Genomic DNA, 15,504 nt, shown 5'->3' on the forward strand with positions numbered 1-15,504 from the left:
CCGGCAATGGCCGCAAAGCTAGCGCGGCGCCTGCACCGCGGCACGCCAGAACGCCTCGGCCAGGGGGCGCATCGGCGCGCGCGGGCGGTACAGGCGGATATCCAGCGCCAGGTCGTCGCCCTCGGCGCCGGTGCCGGCAATGGCGCGCACCACCCGCCCGGCGTGCAGGTCGTCTGCGATCAGCCGCGCCGGCAGCCAGGCCAGCCCCATGCGCTGGCGCACCATCTCGTGCACCGACTCGGCAAAGTCGCTGACCGCGATCACGTCCAGGCGCGGCGCCAGCTTGCGGCGCGCGATCTCCTGGTTGACCATGCGGCCCAGGGTCAGGGTCTCGGCGTAGGCGATCATCGGCACCGGCTTGGCGGCAGTCTTGCCGGTGGTCTTGCCGCCGGCCTTGTCGCTTCCTTTGCCGGTCATCAGCCGATGCAGCGGCGCGCCGCCCGCATCCGCGGCGCTGACGCACACCAGCCGCTCCACGCCCGCCAGGTGGAACTGGTAGCGCGCATCGTCCAGCATCACCGGCAGGTCCGGCGGGCTGTAGCACAGCAGGAAATCGGCATCGCCCTCGGCGAAAACCTCCAGCGCGTCGTGCGTCGGGAAGGTCGACAGCCGCGTGCGGAAGCCGGCGGCATCGGGGTCATGCCGCAGCGCCTCGCGCAGCCCCGCCAGCCACGCCGGCACCATCGAGCGCGCCAGCGTCTTGCCGGTGGCGATGGTCAGCGTGCTGGCATCGGCGCGGTGCGCGGCGCGCAGCGCCAGGCGGGTTTCGTCGAGGGTGCGCAGGGCGCTCTGCGCGGCTTCCAGGAACTGGCGGCCCTCGGCGGTCAGACGCACCGGGAACACGCTGCGGTCGATCAGCGGCGCGCCGGCCCACACCTCCAGCGCCTGCATGCGCCGGCCGAACGCGGGCGGGGTCACGTTGCGCAGTTCGGCGGCGCGCGCCAGGCTGCCGGCCTGGGCCAGGCAGACGAAGTCTTCGAGCCAGCGGATGTGCATGGGAAGGGACCGGTGAGGGCAGGTGAGTGCAGAGCGGCGATGCCCTCATTATCGGCAAAACCGGCGGTCTTCTTTGCCTGCCACATTCCTCGGTTAGAATTTTTGCCATGACACTGACCCGGCGCCGCACCCCATCGTCCCCGACCAGCCAGGCGTCCGGCAACCCGCCGCAGCCCGCTCCCGAGTACACCATCGACGAGCTGGCGCGCGCGACCGGCACCACCGTGCGCAATGTGCGCTCCTACCAGGACCGCGGCCTGATCGACCCGCCGCAGCGGCGCGGCCGCGTCGGCATCTACACCCAGGCGCACCTTGGGCGGCTCAAGCTGATCCACCACCTGCTGGCGCGCGGCTATACGCTGGCCAATATCACCGAGCTGCTCAAGGCCATCGTCGAAGGCCACGACCTGCGCTCGATCCTGGGGCTGGAGACGGCGATCAGCAGCCCGTGGACCAACGAGGCGCCGCGGCATTACTCGTACCTGGCGCTGGCGCGGCTCTTTGGCCGCGCGATCTCGCGGCCGGCGCTGGCGAGGGCGATTGCGCTGGGACTACTTGAACCGGACGGCCTGGGCTATCTGGCGCGCAGTCCGCGCGCGCTCGCCGCGGGCGCAGAGATCGCGCGCGCCGGCTTTGCGCTGGAAGACGTGCTGGAGATCATCGCGCAGGCGCGCGGGCATTTCCAGGCGGTATCGGACCAGATCGTGGCGATGGTGGTGCGCGAGCTCGACCGCTTCGGCGTCGGCAAGCTGCCGCCGCCGCAGGACGTGCCGCGGCTGGTTGACGTGCTGTGGCGCATCCGCCCGCTGGCGCTGGTGATGGCGGAGACGGAGATGATGCGGGCGCTGGAGATCTCGGCCAACAAGTATCTGGGGGATCGGGTGGCGGCGATTATTGAGCATTTGCATGATGGGGACGGCGGCGGAAAACCGTAACTTCCGCGATGGTTTGCTCCCCGCTTCCGCCTGCGGGAGGGGGGAGTCACGCTGCTGGTTTGCACATGCCGACGCATCGAGCTACCGAGGCAGCGTCCTACACCGCCACCATATCGAAATCCCATTTCGCCATGCCGCAGTCCGGACAACTCCAGTCCGCCGGCACCGCACCCCACGGCGTGCCCGGCGCGATCCCATGCTCGGGCATGCCGAACGCTTCCTCATAGACGAACCCACAGATACGACACTGCCAGACGGTCATGCAGCGCTCCTCAACGAAGGCGCGCGGGTGGAAGCGCCCGCGCGGCGCGCGGTGTCCTCGATCTCGGCGATCAGCGGTGCGATGCGCGCCAGCTCGGCGCGGTTGTCGTCATCCCACGGATGGAAGCCCGGGCGGAAGTAGCTCAGCCACTCCGGGATCATCTTGCGCAGCACGCCGGGCGAGCCCCACAGGAAGCGCATCACGCTGCCGAATCCGGGCAGCTTGTTGCGGCAGTCCTTGTCCGCCATCACCAGCGCAATATGGAACACGAACACCATCGCCCAGAACGTCACCGTGGTGCTCAGCATGGTAAAGGTGCGCACGAAGTACCGATACGGGCCGGGCTTCATCACCGTGTTCCACACGTCGTAGGCCACGGCCTTGTGCTCGGTTTCTTCCAGCGCATGCCAGGTCCATACCTGCATATAGCCGGCCTCCGAGCGAGAGCCCATGTGGCGGCTGTCCTGCAGCAGGCCGCCGGCGAGCATCGCGGTGTAGTGCTCCAGCGCGATGGTGTGGGCAAGCTGCCATGACCTGGGCAGGATCTTGCGCAGCAGGTCGAGCAGCTTCCACACCGCGCGGTCCAGCGCCGCAGCGGGCAGGCCGGCGTTTTCCATCAGCCGGTTGTAGAGGATGTGCTCGCGCGTGTGCATTGCTTCCTGGCCGATAAAGCCGGCGATGGCGCGGCTCAGTTCGGGATCCTTCACCTGGTCGCGGTAGTTGCGCACGCTGTCCATGAAGAAGCGCTCCCCGGCGGGGAAGAAGATCGACAGCGCGTTGATGAAATGGGTGACGTGACGGCCCCGTTCGTGCCAGTCGCTGATGCGTGCTGGCGGCAGGTGGGGATGCACGTCGCGGCGGACTGGCATCATGGCGGTCTCCTTGGTGATCAATGTCCGGTCAGGAACGGCAGCAGGTCTGCCGCGACACGCTGCGGGTCTTCTTCCATCGGCACATGGCCGAGCCCCGCGTAGCGCTTCAGTTGCGCGCCGGGAATGCGCGCCGCGAAGGCCTGCGCATGCGCGGGCGGGATCCAGCGGTCGCGCTCGCCCCACAGCACCAGCGTGGGCGCGCGCACGCTGGCGAGCAGGTGCGTGTCGAGCCCGGCGAAGTCGAGCTTCGGCACCATCTTGCCGACGGCCTCGCGGCTGCCCTCGGCATAGAAGAAATCCACGTAGCGGCGGAAGGTGGATTCGGGCACGCGCGAGGCATCGCCATACACGTCGCGCGTGGCGGCGCGGATGATGAACTCGGGCAGCATCCACGGCGCCGACCAGCGCACCGGCGCATGGCGGAACAGGTCGATATAGACCGGCAGCTTCATCGGGAAACCCGCGGCATCGATCAGCACCAGCTTGTCGACGGCATTGGGCCGGCGCACCGCCAGGTCCCAGGCGATCAGCCCGCCCAGCGAATTGCCGATCAGGCTGGCGCGGCGCACCTTCACCGCGTTGAGGAAGGCATCGATGAAATCGCGGTAGCGATGCACATCCATGGTGACGATGCGTCCGCGCGCATCGCGCAGCGGCCCGGTCAGCCCGAAGGGCGCGATATCTAGCCGCAGCACGCGGTAGCGCTGCGCCAGCGCCGGCACGATGCCGTCCCACGTATGCAGCGACGCGCCGAAGCCATGGATCAGCACCAGCGTCTCGCCGTCGGCGGGGCCTTCGTCGGTGTAGTGGACCATCGCATCGAGCACGCGCACCCAGCGCGATGCGGGCAATGCATAGCGCTGCGCCAGCGTGGCGCGCGACAGGCTGAAAAGCCCCACGCGGCCCTGCCCGAACCAGCGCGTCAGCGTTCCCGGCGGCGCCAGCAGCGCCGCGTCCTGTTCGATCGCGATCCGGTTCACGGGCGCTCTCCCTGGCTGGCGGACGCCGGGGCCACGGCGGGACCGAGGTCGCGCTTGCGGCGCGTTTCGCGCACCACCAGCGACTGGTAGGCCGCGGGCAGCAGCCGCGCCATCGCATCGGCGGCATATGCGTCGGGCCCGATCAGCACGCGCCGGCGGTTGCGCCGCACGCCTTCGAGGATCACGCGCGCGGCCTTGTCGGGCGAGGTGATGAAGAACTTCTCGAACTCGTCCCTGCCATGCTGCGCATCGCGCACCAGGAAGCCGTTGACGCTGGAGGACACGCGGCTCGCCTGCGCGATATTGGTCTTGATGCCGCCCGGGTGCACCGTAGTGGCCGACACGCCGCAGTCCATCAGGTCCAGCTCCTGCCGCAGCGATTCGGTAAAGCCGCGCACCGCGTACTTGCTGGCGTTGTAGGCGCCCATGCCCGGCTGCGCGAAGATGCCGAAGATGCTCGACGTGTTGACCACGTGGCCGTCGCCGCTGGCCTTCAGGTAAGGAAGGAACGCCTTGGTGCCGTACACCACGCCCCAGAAGTTGATGCCGATGATCCATTCGAGGTCGTCGTAGCTCATGCCCTCGACCGTGCTCGACAACGCCACGCCGGCGTTGTTGAAGACCAGGTGGATGCGGTCGTGCGCTTCGGCGGCCGCGGCGGCCCACGCGTAGACCGCGGCGCGGTCGGCCACATCGACGGTGTGCTGCGTGATGCGGGCCTGCGGCGCGGCGGCGATGGCGAATGCCGCCGTCTGCGCCAGCCCCGCCGCATTGCGGTCCGACAGCGCCAGGTGGCAGCCTGCGCGCGCCAGCGCCACCGCCAGCGCGCGGCCGATGCCCGAGCCGGCACCGGTGATCGCGGCAACCTTGTTGCGGAAATCCTTCATGTCCGGGGTCTCCTTCCGGTGTGGTGTCGTGGTTGTGGTGGTGTTCAGGCGCCGGCGACCGTGGCGATGTCGGGCGCAGCGGGCGCTGAAGCCTCGTCCGCCGCCGGCCGCAGCACCGGGTACAGGTCGTAGTCGGTCATCCGGAAGTTCGCCGTGGCGCGGCGGAACTGCCAGGTAAAGCCCGGCCACAGCGTGGTGTTGCGGCCGTTGCGCGGGTCGATGTACCAGCTCGCGCAGCCGCCCTCGGACCAGATCGCATGGCCCAGCCGCGCCTGCAGGCGCGCGTTGAAGCGGCGCTGCACCGGCTCGCGCACGTCCACTGCCTGCACGCCTTCGCGGCGCATCTGCCGCAGGGCGTCGACGATGTAGGCCACCTGCGACTCGATCATGAACACCATCGAGCTGTGGCCCAGGCCGGTATTGGGACCGATCACGAAGAACAGGTTGGGGAAGCCCGATACCGTGGTGCCAAGGTAGGCCTGCGCGCCGTCCTGCCACGCATCGACCAGGTCGAGTCCGTCACGGCCCGCGATTACGCCGCGCGGCAGCGGATCGGTGGCATGGAAGCCGGTGCCGAGGATGATGCAGTCCGCCGGCCGCCGCGTGCCGTCGCGCAGCACCACCCCATCGCGCTCCACGCGGGCGATGCCGGTGGTCACCACGTCGACGTTGTCGCGCGTGAGCGCCGGGTAGTAGTCGTTGGAGATCAGCACGCGCTTGCAGCCGATGGTGTAGTCGGGCGTCAGCGTGGCGCGCAGCGCGGGATCGGGCACCTGCTTCGCCAGGTGCCGGCGCGCGATCCGTTCCACCACCTTCATCAGCGGCGGATGCAGCACGAAGCCGAGCACGCGCGACTCCAGCATCCAGTAGATCCCCGTGCGCACCAGCGTCTGCGTGAACGGCAGCGTGCGGAACAGCCAGCGCTCCAGCGCGCTGACCTCGCGGTCGGGCTTGGGCATGATCCACGGGGGCGTGCGCTGGTACAGGTCGAGATGCGCCACCTGCGGCGCGATCTGCGGCACGAACTGGATCGCGCTGGCGCCGGTGCCGATTACCGCGACGCGCTTGCCCGTCAACGGATAGCGATGGTTCCAGTGCTGCGAGTGGAAGCACTCGCCTGCAAACGCATCCAGTCCGGGGATGTCGGGGTAAGAAGGCCGGCTCAGCCCGCCCATGCCGGAGACCAGCACGCGCGCCCGCACCACCTTGCCGTCGGCCATCTGCAGCCGCCAGTGCTGCGCGGCCTCGTCCCACGCGGCGTGGCGCAGCTCATGATTCAGGCGCAGGTGCGGGCGCAGGCCGAAGCGGTCAGTGCAGCCTTCGAGGTAGGCGCGGATCTCCGGCTGGGTCGAGAACATGCGCGACCAGTCGGGGTTGGGCGCGAAGGAGAACGAGTACAGGTGTGACTGCACATCGCAGGCGCAGCCCGGGTAATGGTTGTCGCGCCACGTGCCGCCGACCGAGTCCGCTTTCTCGAAGACCAGGAAGTCCCGCTCGCCGCGCTCGCGCAGCCGGATCGCCATGCCAAGGCCGGCAAAACCGCTGCCGATGATGGCAATGTCGGTGGACTCAGTCGGCAGTTCCGCGGGTGCATGCATTGGCGCTCCTCACCGTTTTTTCCAGCGTTGATTGTGACATTGATGGATGTCATCGTAGGAAGCGCATGGCGGGCGGTCAATGCCGTGAGTTGAAGGATGGTTCTAATTTCCGGGCATTTCCAGCGGCGGCTGGCGCACATGAAACGCGGCAATGTGGGCCCTGGGCGGCTTGCAGCGCGGGATTCGTTCGTGTGTTTGAAACGGAAGGATTTTTTGCGCGCGCAGCGGTGGGTACGCTGTCCGGCAACGATTTCAGCCTTCGCTCACCCGCCGCCGCCAGCCATGGGGCGTTTCGCCGGTCCAGCGTTTGAATGCATGCGTGAACGCGCTCTGCTCCGAATACCCCAGCCGCATCGCGCACTGCGCCAGGCTGAGCGCGGGATCGGCGAGGTACTGCTCGGCCAGCGCGCGCCGCACGTTATCCACAAGGCCTGAATAACTGATGCCCTGCGCCTGCAGCCGCCGCTGCAAGGTGCGAACCGGCATGCACAGGTGCGCGGCGACGTCTGCGATCGGCAGGTCGCCGTGCTGCAGCCGCGCGCTGATATAGGCACGCGCCTGCGCCAGCGCATCGGCACCTGCCGGCACGCACAGCTGCAGTTGCGAGTCCGCGATGCGGGTCATCTGCGCCTGCATCCCTGCATCGGCCTGCAATGAAGGCAGCGCGAGCAGCGACGTCGCGATATGCAGGGCATGGCGGCCGGCACTGAATACCACCGGGCAGCCGAACACTTCCGCATGCAGGGTGGTATCGGCAGGCGCCGGATGTGGGAATTCCACCTGCGTGGCCACGTATTGCTCACCGATCAGCCAGCGCGCGAATACCACCCACGTCGCCATATGCAGTTCATGCGCGTGGCGCGACAGCTGGCCCCGCTGCGCTTCCCAGGTCATGCAGGCGGCATGGGGCGATTCGATCAGGCCGGTGCGGCCGATATCGTTGGCCAGGACTTCATAGCGGATGCCCTGCAGGATGGCATCGCGCACGGTGGGCGTGGTCAGCACCACGTAGCCCATCGCGGCGTAGTGGCGCGGCACGAACGCGGCGCCGGCCCGCAGGCCGACGTGCGGGTCGCCGGTGGCTTGTTCGAGCCAGTCGAGCAGCGCAAGGTACGCGGCGCCCGGAATGCGCGTGGCGGTCTGGGCGCCGGTGGCACCCAGGATCTCGGGCGCCACGCCGACGGCGCGCAGTTGTTCAGCCGGGGCGATGCCCTGGCGCGCGCCGTGGTCGAGCACGGCGCGCAGGTAGGCGAGCGACACGGTGAAGGATAGCGTGCCGCTGGCACCGCCGTCGGGCTGGTTGGCGCGTGGCATCAAATCACCTGTCATGCGGGATCAAGACCGGGCACCGATCTTTATCCAAACTCCGGATAGCGTCAATGCGGGCCTGCCCCGCCCCAAGAACAGACAGACGCAGGAGACAACATGCCCCTGGATCCATTGTGTGCCCCGCACGCGCTGTCGCGCCGCGGCTTCCTGAAGGTCGGCGCCGGCTTCAGCGCCGCGCTGGCCTGTACCGCGCTGGTGCCGTCGCTGGCCGGCTGCGCATCCGGCGATGCCGCGCCGCAGGCCGGCATGGCGTGGCTGCGCCCGGACGATGTGGCGCTGTTCAGCGCGCTGCTGCCGGCGATCGTCAGCGACCTCGCTGAAGCGCCGCCGCCACGGCGCGCGGCGCTGATGCAGCAGGCGCTGCGCAATATCGACGCCAACTGCGCAGCGATGGGCGCGGGCGCGCAGGCCGAGTTGCGCAAGCTGTTCGGCCTGCTCGCCAGCACGCCGCTGCGCTGGGCGCTGACCGGCATCCGCCAGCACTGGAACCACGCCACGCCGCAGCAGATGCAGGCCTTTCTGGCGCGCTGGCGCGCGAGCCGGCTGGCCACGCTCAATGCCGGCGCGGTGGTGCTGGTGAAGCTCAGCAGCGTGGGCTACTACGTGATGCCGGCCGCGTGGGCAGGCAGCGGCTATCCCGGCCCCAATGCGGCCATCTACCAGGCGCTGCACGCCTGACACCGAACATGGCCATCGACAATCTCTACGATGCCGGCATCGCCGCCGGCTGGAAGGTGCTCGACGCCGCCACCTTCACCGCGACGCGCACGCTCGATGCCGACGTGGTGATCGTCGGCAGCGGCGCGGGCGGCGGCATCAGCGCCGAGGCGCTCAGCCGCGCCGGGCTGCGCGTGGTGCTGCTGGAAGAGGGCGCGCTGCGCACCTCGGACAGCTTCCGCGACATGGACGAGCACCGCGCCTATCGCGAGCTGTACCAGGAGGCCGCCGCGCGCACCACCGCCGACGGCGCCATCGCGATCCTGCAGGGCCGCGCGGTGGGCGGCAGCACCACGGTCAACTGGTCGTCGAGCTTCCGCACGCCGCCGCAGACATTGGCGCACTGGGCTTCGCACCATGCGGTCACCGGCCACAGCCAGGCCGACATGGCGCCGTGGTTCGACAAGGTGGAGGCGCGACTGGGCATCGCGCCGTGGGCGATGGCGCCCAATCCCAACAACGACGTGCTGCGGCGCGGCTGCGAGACGCTGGGCTGGGAATGGCACGTGATCCCGCGCAATGTGAAGGGCTGCTGGAATTCGGGCTATTGCGGCTTCGGCTGCCCGGTCAATGCCAAGCAGTCGATGCTGGTGTCGAGCATCCCGGCGGCGCTGGCCAGCGGCGCGACGCTGGTGCACCGCGTGCGCGTGCGCACGCTCGACCATGACGGCAAGCGGGTGCAGTCAGTCACCGGCGCGGCGCTTGGCGCGGACGGGCATACGCCCACCGGCTTTGGCGTGATCGTGCGCGCGCGGCATGTGATTGCCGCCGGGGGCGCCATCAATACCCCGGCGCTGCTGCTGCGCTCGCGCGCGCCGGATCCGCATGGACGGCTGGGATTGCGCACGTTTATCCACCCGGTGAATATCAGCATCGCCATCATGCCGGATCGCATTGATCCCTATTATGGCGCGCCGCAATCGGTGGCCTCCGACCACTTCCAGTGGAAGGACGGCGCCACCGGCCAGATGGGCTACAAGCTGGAGGTGCCGCCAATGTTCCCCGGCATCAGCGCCGGCGTGCTCAACGGCATCGGGGAGGCATTGCGACGCGACATGGCGCGGCTTCCCAACACCAACGCGATGCTGGCGCTGCTGCGCGATGGCTTCGTGCCGGAAAGCGAGGGCGGGCGCGTGCGGCTGGCCGACGACGGCAGCCCGCTGCTCGATTACGCGATGAGCGACTACGCCTGGGACGGCGTGCGGCGCGCGTGGCTCAGCATGGCCGAGGCGCAGTTTGCCGCGGGCGCGGTGCGCGTGCGGCCGGCCCACCTGGATGCGGCCGACTACCGTAGCTGGCCCGAGGCGCGCGATGCGATCGCGCGGCTGCCGCTCAGGCCGTTCCGCACCGCGCTCTTCACCGCGCACCTGATGGGCGGCTGCGGCATGAGCGACGACCCGCGCCGCGGCGTGGTGGACAGCCACGGCAGCCATCACCAGCTTGCCAACCTGTCGGTATTCGACGGCTCCGTGTTCCCGACCAGCGTGGGGGCGAACCCGCAATTGTCGGTGTTCGCGCTGACGGCGCAGAATGCCGACACGCTGGCGCGTCATATCACGTCATGATGCTTTCCGCAGTCGCGCGCATGGCAGTCGATCGCACCGCAGCCCTCATGCAGCAGGCGGCAATGCCTGCCATGTTTGCCGTTGCAGGCATGCGGCAAACCGCTGTCATGCACGGCACGGCAGACAGGTTCGTGCGAAATCCCACACCAGGCCCGCAATTAGAGTGGCCCTTCCAATTCAGCGCTTGTGAAACGCTCGAAGCCGTGGATAGGCTTCGTACAACTGTTTCAAGCATCCGTATGCCGTCAGAGCTGGGAGCGAAGCAGCGAAGCAGATTGCAAAGGGGTTCAAGGCAGCAAGGGAGAGAGACGCCCCCATGAAGACCGGCAAAAGCACGGCAGGAGACACCAAGGCCCGGATTCTCGACGCCACGGAAAAGTTGTTTATCGAGGTCGGCTATGAGGCCACCTCGCTTCGGCAGGTAACGTCGCGCGCCATCGTCAATCTGGCGGCCGTGAATTACCACTTCCGCAGCAAAGACATCATGATGCACGCCGTGCTGAGCCGGCGGCTGGACCCGCTCAACGCGCGGCGCCTGGCGCTGCTCGATGCCTGCGAAGCGCAATGGCCCGGCAACAGCATCCGCTGCGAACACGTGATGGGCGCGCTGTTCGTGCCCGCGCTGCAGATGGCGCGCGATCCGGCGATCGGCGGGCCGTCGTTCCTGCGGCTGCTGGGACGGGTGTATTCGGACAGCTCGCCCTTTATCCAGCAGTACCTGCTGGAGCATTACGCCCCGGTGTACGACCGCTTCTTCGACGCCTTCGCGCGCGCCATGCCGGCGCTGCCGCGGCGCGAACTCGGCTGGCGCCTGCAGTTCGCGCTGAAGGCGCTGGCGGGCGTGCTGGCCGCCGAAGAACTTGAGAACCTGCTGCCGGCGTTCACGCAGGGCAAGCAGATGAGCGATGCGCATGTGCTGGCGCAGCTCACCGCGATGGTGGAAGCCGCCATGACGGTGGCGCAGCCGGATGCGGACCAGTTGTCGGCACTGCAGTCGGTGTTCGACCTGGGCGAGCAGCAGCGCGAACAGCGCGCCGCGCAGGCGAGCAAGGCCTTGCTGCAAGGGCCGCAGTCGGACCTCCAGCCGGAACATGACGCCGCGCTGGAGGCAACGGTAACGCAGCAGGCCAGCGATAGCGCCGCCGTCACCGCCGCCACCATCGGCAAGGCCCGCATGAGCGCACGCACCGTGCGCAATGAGGGCACCAGCCGCGCCGCCGTGACCAGTGTTGCGGTCCGTGCGCGCGAGCAAACCGTGAGCTTTCCCAGCAACCCGCTGGATGACTGGATGCGGATGCGCACCCGGACCTAGCGGCGCGCGCCGCGCCCGGTTACCGCCGGCCGGCGCCACCGCGCTCGCGTTGCGGCCAGTGCCGCAGACCTGAAAACCTCGATCCACCCGGCGAGGCATCGCGCATGCCTTGCGGACCCCGTGCGCCCATTCGCTTGCGCAGCCGCAGCGACGGGTGCGGCGGTGGCCCCGCTCGCCCTGCGCCGCCCGCGTTTCCGCTTGCCGCGGACACCATCAGGAGGAAGCTGCCATGTCGATCCAACCGCTGTACCTTGCCGCCACCGTCGGTATCGCCATCGGGCTCCTGGCCGCGCCATTGGCCGCGGGGCCCGCGGCGCTGGCCCAGACCGCCACGCAACACCCCAGCGCCAGCCATAGCGGCACCGCCTATGACGGCCTGTCGTCGGCGCAACAGGCCCAGTTGTTCTCGCGCCAGGTCGCCAGCGGCGAACTCGCGCGCATGTCCGACGAGCAAGTGCTGGCCGTGTTCCAGGCGCTGCAGCCCGATGCCTTGCTGAAATGGGCACGCGCCGAGATGAACCGCTATCCCGAGTACGAGTACTGGATGGCGCGCCAGGAACGGCTCAACGGCCAGTGGCAGGAACAGCCCGCGAAGATGCAGATCCGCTACCGCCATTCGCCGCGGCAGCTCTATGCCAAGTGGCTGCCGGGCGGCGCGCAGTCGGGCCAGGAGATCATCTACGACGAGACCCGCCGCAAGGACGAGATGTATGGCCACCTCGGCGGCGTGCTCGGCTTTACCTCGATGTGGATCGCGCTGGACGGCACGCTGGCGCGTTCGCAATCGAACCACACCGTGCGCGACCTCGGCTTGCAGTACGTGCTGTCGATGCTGGAGCGCGATGCCAGAACGCTGCGCGCTGCGGGGCTCTCCGAGAAATACAACAAGGCCGAGATCGTGCAGGAGCAGGGCGTGCGCATGGTGGCGCTCACCTGGGACCTGCCCGCCGGCGCGCCGCAGTACTACGCCAGGAAGGTGCAGCTGATGCTGGACCTGAAGCAGCCGTATATCCGCGTGGAAACCGCATGGGATGCCGACGGCAACATGGTCGAGAAGATCGTCTTTGACAAGCTGGTGCGCAAGACCTTCGAGGCCTCGGCCTTCGATCCGGCCAATCCTGACTATCGCTTCTGAGCGGTGCGCGCACCGAGCGTTTGAAGCGCGGCGCGCGGCGTTTGCCGTGCCGGCCGTGCGCCAGCGGCAATCGACGGCCCTGCGCGGCCCACACGCCGGCGGCGCCTGTTTGGAACGGCCGCTCTATTGACGCAAAAACACGGCAACGGCGAGAGTTCGCCGCACCCGCGAGGGATCCGGCAAGAGATCCGGCAGCAGGGGTCGCGACAAAAAAACGAGGAGACAGGCAATGACCATGTCGATGCTTCGACGCAGCACGCTGGCTTTCACCGGGGCGAGCCTTGCCACCGCGCTTGCCGCATGCGGCGGTGGCGGCGGCGATGGCGCGCAGAGTACGCCGACGCAAACGCCGCCGCAGTGCGCCACCACCGGCACCTGCCCGGCGCAGGGGCCGGTCACCGTGGGCGGCCCGCCGGGATCGCTGTGCCCGACGACGCTGGATTACAGCACCACCTTCACCGGCGGCTCGGGCGCGGGGGAACTGGTCAGGCTGCGCTTCGATACCGCAGCCCGCACCTATCAGCTGGAGATCCTCGAATCGCCGGTGCCGAAGCAGCCGGGCAGCGTCAGCCCGACGCGCGCGGGCGTGACCTTCACCGGCAGCTTCGCCAACCTGACCTCGCTGCCGACCGCCGAGCAGAACCGCTGCGCGATCGCACTGCAAACCGCGACCGCATCCGACGGCACCTCGCAGGCCAATATCGACAGTGAGCGGCCGCCGGTGATCTTCCTCGGCAATGGCGTCGCCGGCGGCGGCATCCCGGGCGCGACCATCTCGTACCCTGGCGTGCTCGGGCTGGGCGCGATCCCGGCCACCACCTTCCCGTTCTATCCGGTGCTGGCGTTCGCGCAGACCGAAACCGACTTCAGCAAGGTCGCGGGCAGCTACAACCTGCTCGGCTACCACCAGGTACCGTCGGGCGGCTCGCTGACCTCGTCGAGCCATTTCACGCCCGCGACCGCGCAGGCCACCGAGACGCTTCACGCCGACGGTAGCTGCACCGCGGCCAGCGGCAGCTGCGTCAGCACCGGCAACAAGTGGACACTGCGCAGCGCCGACGGCGCCTTCGAAAGCAGCAACGCCGACGGCACGCGGCGCTACCCGTCGTTCCAGGGCGCGGCCATCACTGGCAACAACGCCAGCCGCGCCAAGGGGCTGATGGTGGTAGGCAAGCTCAATGGTGCGCTGATCCCGGTGCTGGTGCGCACGGGCTACGCGCAGATCTCGCTGCTGCCGCTGACGGTGAACGTGGATGACGAATCGGGCATCGCGTTGATGGCGCCGGCCACGCCACTGGCTTCGGGCCAGCTCGATGGCGGTTATATCGGCTCGGGCAGCGACTTCGCGTACACCGCGTCGCTGGTGAAGGGCGCGCGCGTCGACCTGCTCGACCCGATGACGATGAACCAGACCGGCGGCTTCCAGCTCGACTTCACGCAGAACGCGCCGGGCATCGTCACCACCACCGACAACAGCGGCACCAGCGGCGCGCTGATCGCCAGCGGGCGCGTGTTCGGCCACCTGTCCGGCGCGGGCAGCGCCAGCCCGGTCTTCCGCGCCAGCGTGCTGGCCAATCCCTGAGCGAATCCAACAAGACCCAGAACCGAGGAGACAACGCCATGCAACCCGATCGACTGATCCAGACCGATGTGCTGCGCCAGCCGGCGCGCGCGCTGGTTGTGGCCGCCGTAGCCGCCCTGACTGCCTGCGGCGGCGGAGGCGGCGGCGGCGACGATGCGCCGTCGACGCCGTCTGCCGCGCAGGCGCGGCTATGCCCGGCAGCGCTCGACTATTCGACCACCTTTACCGGAGGCACCGGCTCGGGCGAGCTGGTCAAGGTGCAGATCGACACCACGCAGAAGACCTGGCAGGTCACGTTCCTGGATTCGTCGGTGCCGCGCCAGACCGGCACCGTGCAGCCCACGCGCAGCGACCCCACCAACGGCCTGAACGTGATGCGCGGCACGCTGAAGGCGGAGACCGGCTTGCCGACCGAGAAGCTGAACCAGTGCGCCTTCGAGCTGCTGGGCGCGAGCCTGGACCCGAACCGCCCGGCCAAGCTGTTCGTGGGGGAGGGCGTTGCCGGCGGCACCATCCCCGGCGCGCGCATCCAGTTCAACGGCGTGCTCGGCGCGGGCGCGGTGCCGGACACCACCTTCCCGTACTTCCAGTTCATCGGCTTCGCGCAGACCGAGACCGACCTGTCGAAGATCGCCGGGCAGTACAACGGCAGCGGCTTCCATGAGGTGCCGTCGAAGCAGTTCCAGGTGGTGGCGCAGGATTACCGCATGTCGCTGGCCGCCGATGGTTCCTTCACCGTATGTGACAACGCCAGCGGCACCTGCGAGCGCAAGGGCAACAACTTCGTGCCGCAGGCCAACGGCGCATTGCTGTCGACCCACTACAAGGCCGAGAGCCAGCCGCCGACGCTGGGCAATACGCTGGGCAAGGCCTACCTGATCGTCGGCAAGCTGCGCGGCCAACTGGTGCCGGTCATGATCCGCGTGGGCTATGCCAACGATTCGCTGGCCAACGGGCCGCTGGGCGCCGACGACGAGATCGGCATCGGCATGATGGCGCCCGCGGTGCCGGTGACCGAGGGCACCGTCAATGGCGAGTATGTCGGCGTCGACAGCAACTTCAACTACCGCGTGACCGCGCTGATCGGGGCCGCGGCAACGATGATGGATCCGTTCCGGCCCTCGGACGCTTCGCTCGCCATCCCGTACCGGCTCGACTTCTCGCAGCAGGTGCCGGGCGTGGTGCGCACCACGCACCGCGACGCGCCGGCTGGCGCGCCGGCCACCGGCAAGCTGATGTTCACCGGCGGCGTGTTCGGCTTCCTGGAGACGCGCGACAGCGGGCCGTACTTCACCATCGGCGCCTTCGTGCAGTAAGCATCGGGCCACGATTCG

14 protein-coding genes are annotated in these 15,504 nt (G+C 68.8%); 7 read left to right on the forward strand and 7 right to left on the reverse strand.

What is annotated here, in order from left to right:
• Nucleotides 1-18: 18 nt before the first annotated feature.
• On the reverse strand, nt 19-996 hold the full coding sequence (locus AB1I47_RS16115; RefSeq protein ID WP_354684747.1) for a LysR family transcriptional regulator: 978 nt from the start codon (nt 994-996) through the stop codon (nt 19-21).
• 107 nt (nt 997-1,103) lie between these two features.
• Between AB1I47_RS16115 and AB1I47_RS16120 the strand changes: the two genes are divergently transcribed.
• Nucleotides 1,104-1,931: a MerR family transcriptional regulator gene (locus tag AB1I47_RS16120; protein ID WP_354684748.1), complete on the forward strand. Its 828-nt coding sequence runs from the start codon at nt 1,104-1,106 to the stop codon at nt 1,929-1,931.
• Nucleotides 1,932-2,028: 97 nt separating this feature from the next.
• On the opposite strand, the gene AB1I47_RS16125 is transcribed toward AB1I47_RS16120, so the two are convergent.
• From AB1I47_RS16125 to AB1I47_RS16150, 6 genes are all read right to left on the reverse strand, one after another.
• Nucleotides 2,029-2,193 (reverse strand): rubredoxin, encoded by a 165-nt coding sequence (locus AB1I47_RS16125; protein WP_354684749.1) that lies wholly within the window; start codon nt 2,191-2,193, stop codon nt 2,029-2,031.
• A complete protein-coding gene (locus AB1I47_RS16130; RefSeq protein ID WP_354684750.1) occupies nt 2,190-3,065 on the reverse strand; it encodes a metal-dependent hydrolase in 876 nt (291 codons plus the stop codon). Before AB1I47_RS16130 ends, AB1I47_RS16125 begins: the two co-directional genes overlap by 4 nt.
• A 17-nt stretch (nt 3,066-3,082) precedes the next feature.
• Nucleotides 3,083-4,045: an alpha/beta fold hydrolase gene (locus tag AB1I47_RS16135; protein WP_354684751.1), complete on the reverse strand. Its 963-nt coding sequence runs from the start codon at nt 4,043-4,045 to the stop codon at nt 3,083-3,085.
• Nucleotides 4,042-4,932 (reverse strand): SDR family NAD(P)-dependent oxidoreductase, encoded by an 891-nt coding sequence (locus AB1I47_RS16140; RefSeq protein ID WP_354684752.1) that lies wholly within the window; start codon nt 4,930-4,932, stop codon nt 4,042-4,044. Before AB1I47_RS16140 ends, AB1I47_RS16135 begins: the two co-directional genes overlap by 4 nt.
• Nucleotides 4,933-4,976: 44 nt before the next feature.
• The gene (locus AB1I47_RS16145; RefSeq protein ID WP_354684753.1) at nt 4,977-6,530 is read right to left on the reverse strand and encodes a flavin-containing monooxygenase; all 1,554 of its coding nucleotides are present in this window, start codon (nt 6,528-6,530) and stop codon (nt 4,977-4,979) included.
• Between the two features lie 252 nt (nt 6,531-6,782).
• On the reverse strand, nt 6,783-7,844 hold the full coding sequence (locus tag AB1I47_RS16150; RefSeq protein ID WP_354684754.1) for an AraC family transcriptional regulator: 1,062 nt from the start codon (nt 7,842-7,844) through the stop codon (nt 6,783-6,785).
• A 111-nt stretch (nt 7,845-7,955) separates the two neighbouring features.
• Here AB1I47_RS16150 and AB1I47_RS16155 point away from each other — a divergent pair, with 111 nt between their 5' ends.
• The 6 genes from AB1I47_RS16155 (at nt 7,956) to AB1I47_RS16180 (ending at nt 15,486) form a co-directional block, all read left to right on the forward strand.
• Complete coding sequence (locus AB1I47_RS16155) at nt 7,956-8,537, forward strand: hypothetical protein (RefSeq protein WP_354684755.1); 582 nt, start codon at nt 7,956-7,958, stop codon at nt 8,535-8,537.
• Nucleotides 8,538-8,545: 8 nt separating this feature from the next.
• Entirely contained in the window at nt 8,546-10,141 is a 1,596-nt protein-coding gene (locus tag AB1I47_RS16160) for a GMC family oxidoreductase (RefSeq protein ID WP_354684756.1), read from the forward strand.
• A gap of 316 nt (nt 10,142-10,457) precedes the next feature.
• Nucleotides 10,458-11,453: a TetR/AcrR family transcriptional regulator gene (locus AB1I47_RS16165; protein ID WP_354684757.1), complete on the forward strand. Its 996-nt coding sequence runs from the start codon at nt 10,458-10,460 to the stop codon at nt 11,451-11,453.
• A 229-nt stretch (nt 11,454-11,682) separates the two neighbouring features.
• Nucleotides 11,683-12,588, forward strand: coding sequence for a DUF1571 domain-containing protein (locus AB1I47_RS16170; protein ID WP_354684758.1), 906 nt, complete (start codon nt 11,683-11,685; stop codon nt 12,586-12,588).
• Nucleotides 12,589-12,817: 229 nt separating this feature from the next.
• Nucleotides 12,818-14,170: a DUF2957 domain-containing protein gene (locus tag AB1I47_RS16175; protein WP_354684759.1), complete on the forward strand. Its 1,353-nt coding sequence runs from the start codon at nt 12,818-12,820 to the stop codon at nt 14,168-14,170.
• Between the two features lie 38 nt (nt 14,171-14,208).
• Nucleotides 14,209-15,486 (forward strand): DUF2957 domain-containing protein, encoded by a 1,278-nt coding sequence (locus AB1I47_RS16180; RefSeq protein WP_354684760.1) that lies wholly within the window; start codon nt 14,209-14,211, stop codon nt 15,484-15,486.
• Nucleotides 15,487-15,504: the final 18 nt, after the last annotated feature.

It is taken from the genome of Cupriavidus necator, assembly GCF_040578825.1.
In the GTDB taxonomy this organism is placed as follows: domain Bacteria; phylum Pseudomonadota; class Gammaproteobacteria; order Burkholderiales; family Burkholderiaceae; genus Cupriavidus; species Cupriavidus necator_E.

Excerpts from the sequence above, each read along its gene's own strand:
- AB1I47_RS16165 (WP_354684757.1), top strand. The coding sequence starts at position 10,458 with ATGAAGACCGGCAAAAGCACGGCAGGAGACACCAAGGCCCGGATTCTC.
- AB1I47_RS16125 (WP_354684749.1), bottom strand. The coding sequence starts at position 2,193 with ATGACCGTCTGGCAGTGTCGTATCTGTGGGTTCGTCTATGAGGAAGCG.
- AB1I47_RS16175 (WP_354684759.1), top strand. The coding sequence starts at position 12,818 with ATGACCATGTCGATGCTTCGACGCAGCACGCTGGCTTTCACCGGGGCG.
- AB1I47_RS16150 (WP_354684754.1), bottom strand. The coding sequence starts at position 7,844 with ATGCCACGCGCCAACCAGCCCGACGGCGGTGCCAGCGGCACGCTATCC.
- AB1I47_RS16130 (WP_354684750.1), bottom strand. The coding sequence starts at position 3,065 with ATGATGCCAGTCCGCCGCGACGTGCATCCCCACCTGCCGCCAGCACGC.
- AB1I47_RS16120 (WP_354684748.1), top strand. The coding sequence starts at position 1,104 with ATGACACTGACCCGGCGCCGCACCCCATCGTCCCCGACCAGCCAGGCG.
- AB1I47_RS16115 (WP_354684747.1), bottom strand. The coding sequence starts at position 996 with ATGCACATCCGCTGGCTCGAAGACTTCGTCTGCCTGGCCCAGGCCGGC.
- AB1I47_RS16160 (WP_354684756.1), top strand. The coding sequence starts at position 8,546 with ATGGCCATCGACAATCTCTACGATGCCGGCATCGCCGCCGGCTGGAAG.
- AB1I47_RS16170 (WP_354684758.1), top strand. The coding sequence starts at position 11,683 with ATGTCGATCCAACCGCTGTACCTTGCCGCCACCGTCGGTATCGCCATC.
- AB1I47_RS16180 (WP_354684760.1), top strand. The coding sequence starts at position 14,209 with ATGCAACCCGATCGACTGATCCAGACCGATGTGCTGCGCCAGCCGGCG.
- AB1I47_RS16155 (WP_354684755.1), top strand. The coding sequence starts at position 7,956 with ATGCCCCTGGATCCATTGTGTGCCCCGCACGCGCTGTCGCGCCGCGGC.
- AB1I47_RS16140 (WP_354684752.1), bottom strand. The coding sequence starts at position 4,932 with ATGAAGGATTTCCGCAACAAGGTTGCCGCGATCACCGGTGCCGGCTCG.
- AB1I47_RS16145 (WP_354684753.1), bottom strand. The coding sequence starts at position 6,530 with ATGCATGCACCCGCGGAACTGCCGACTGAGTCCACCGACATTGCCATC.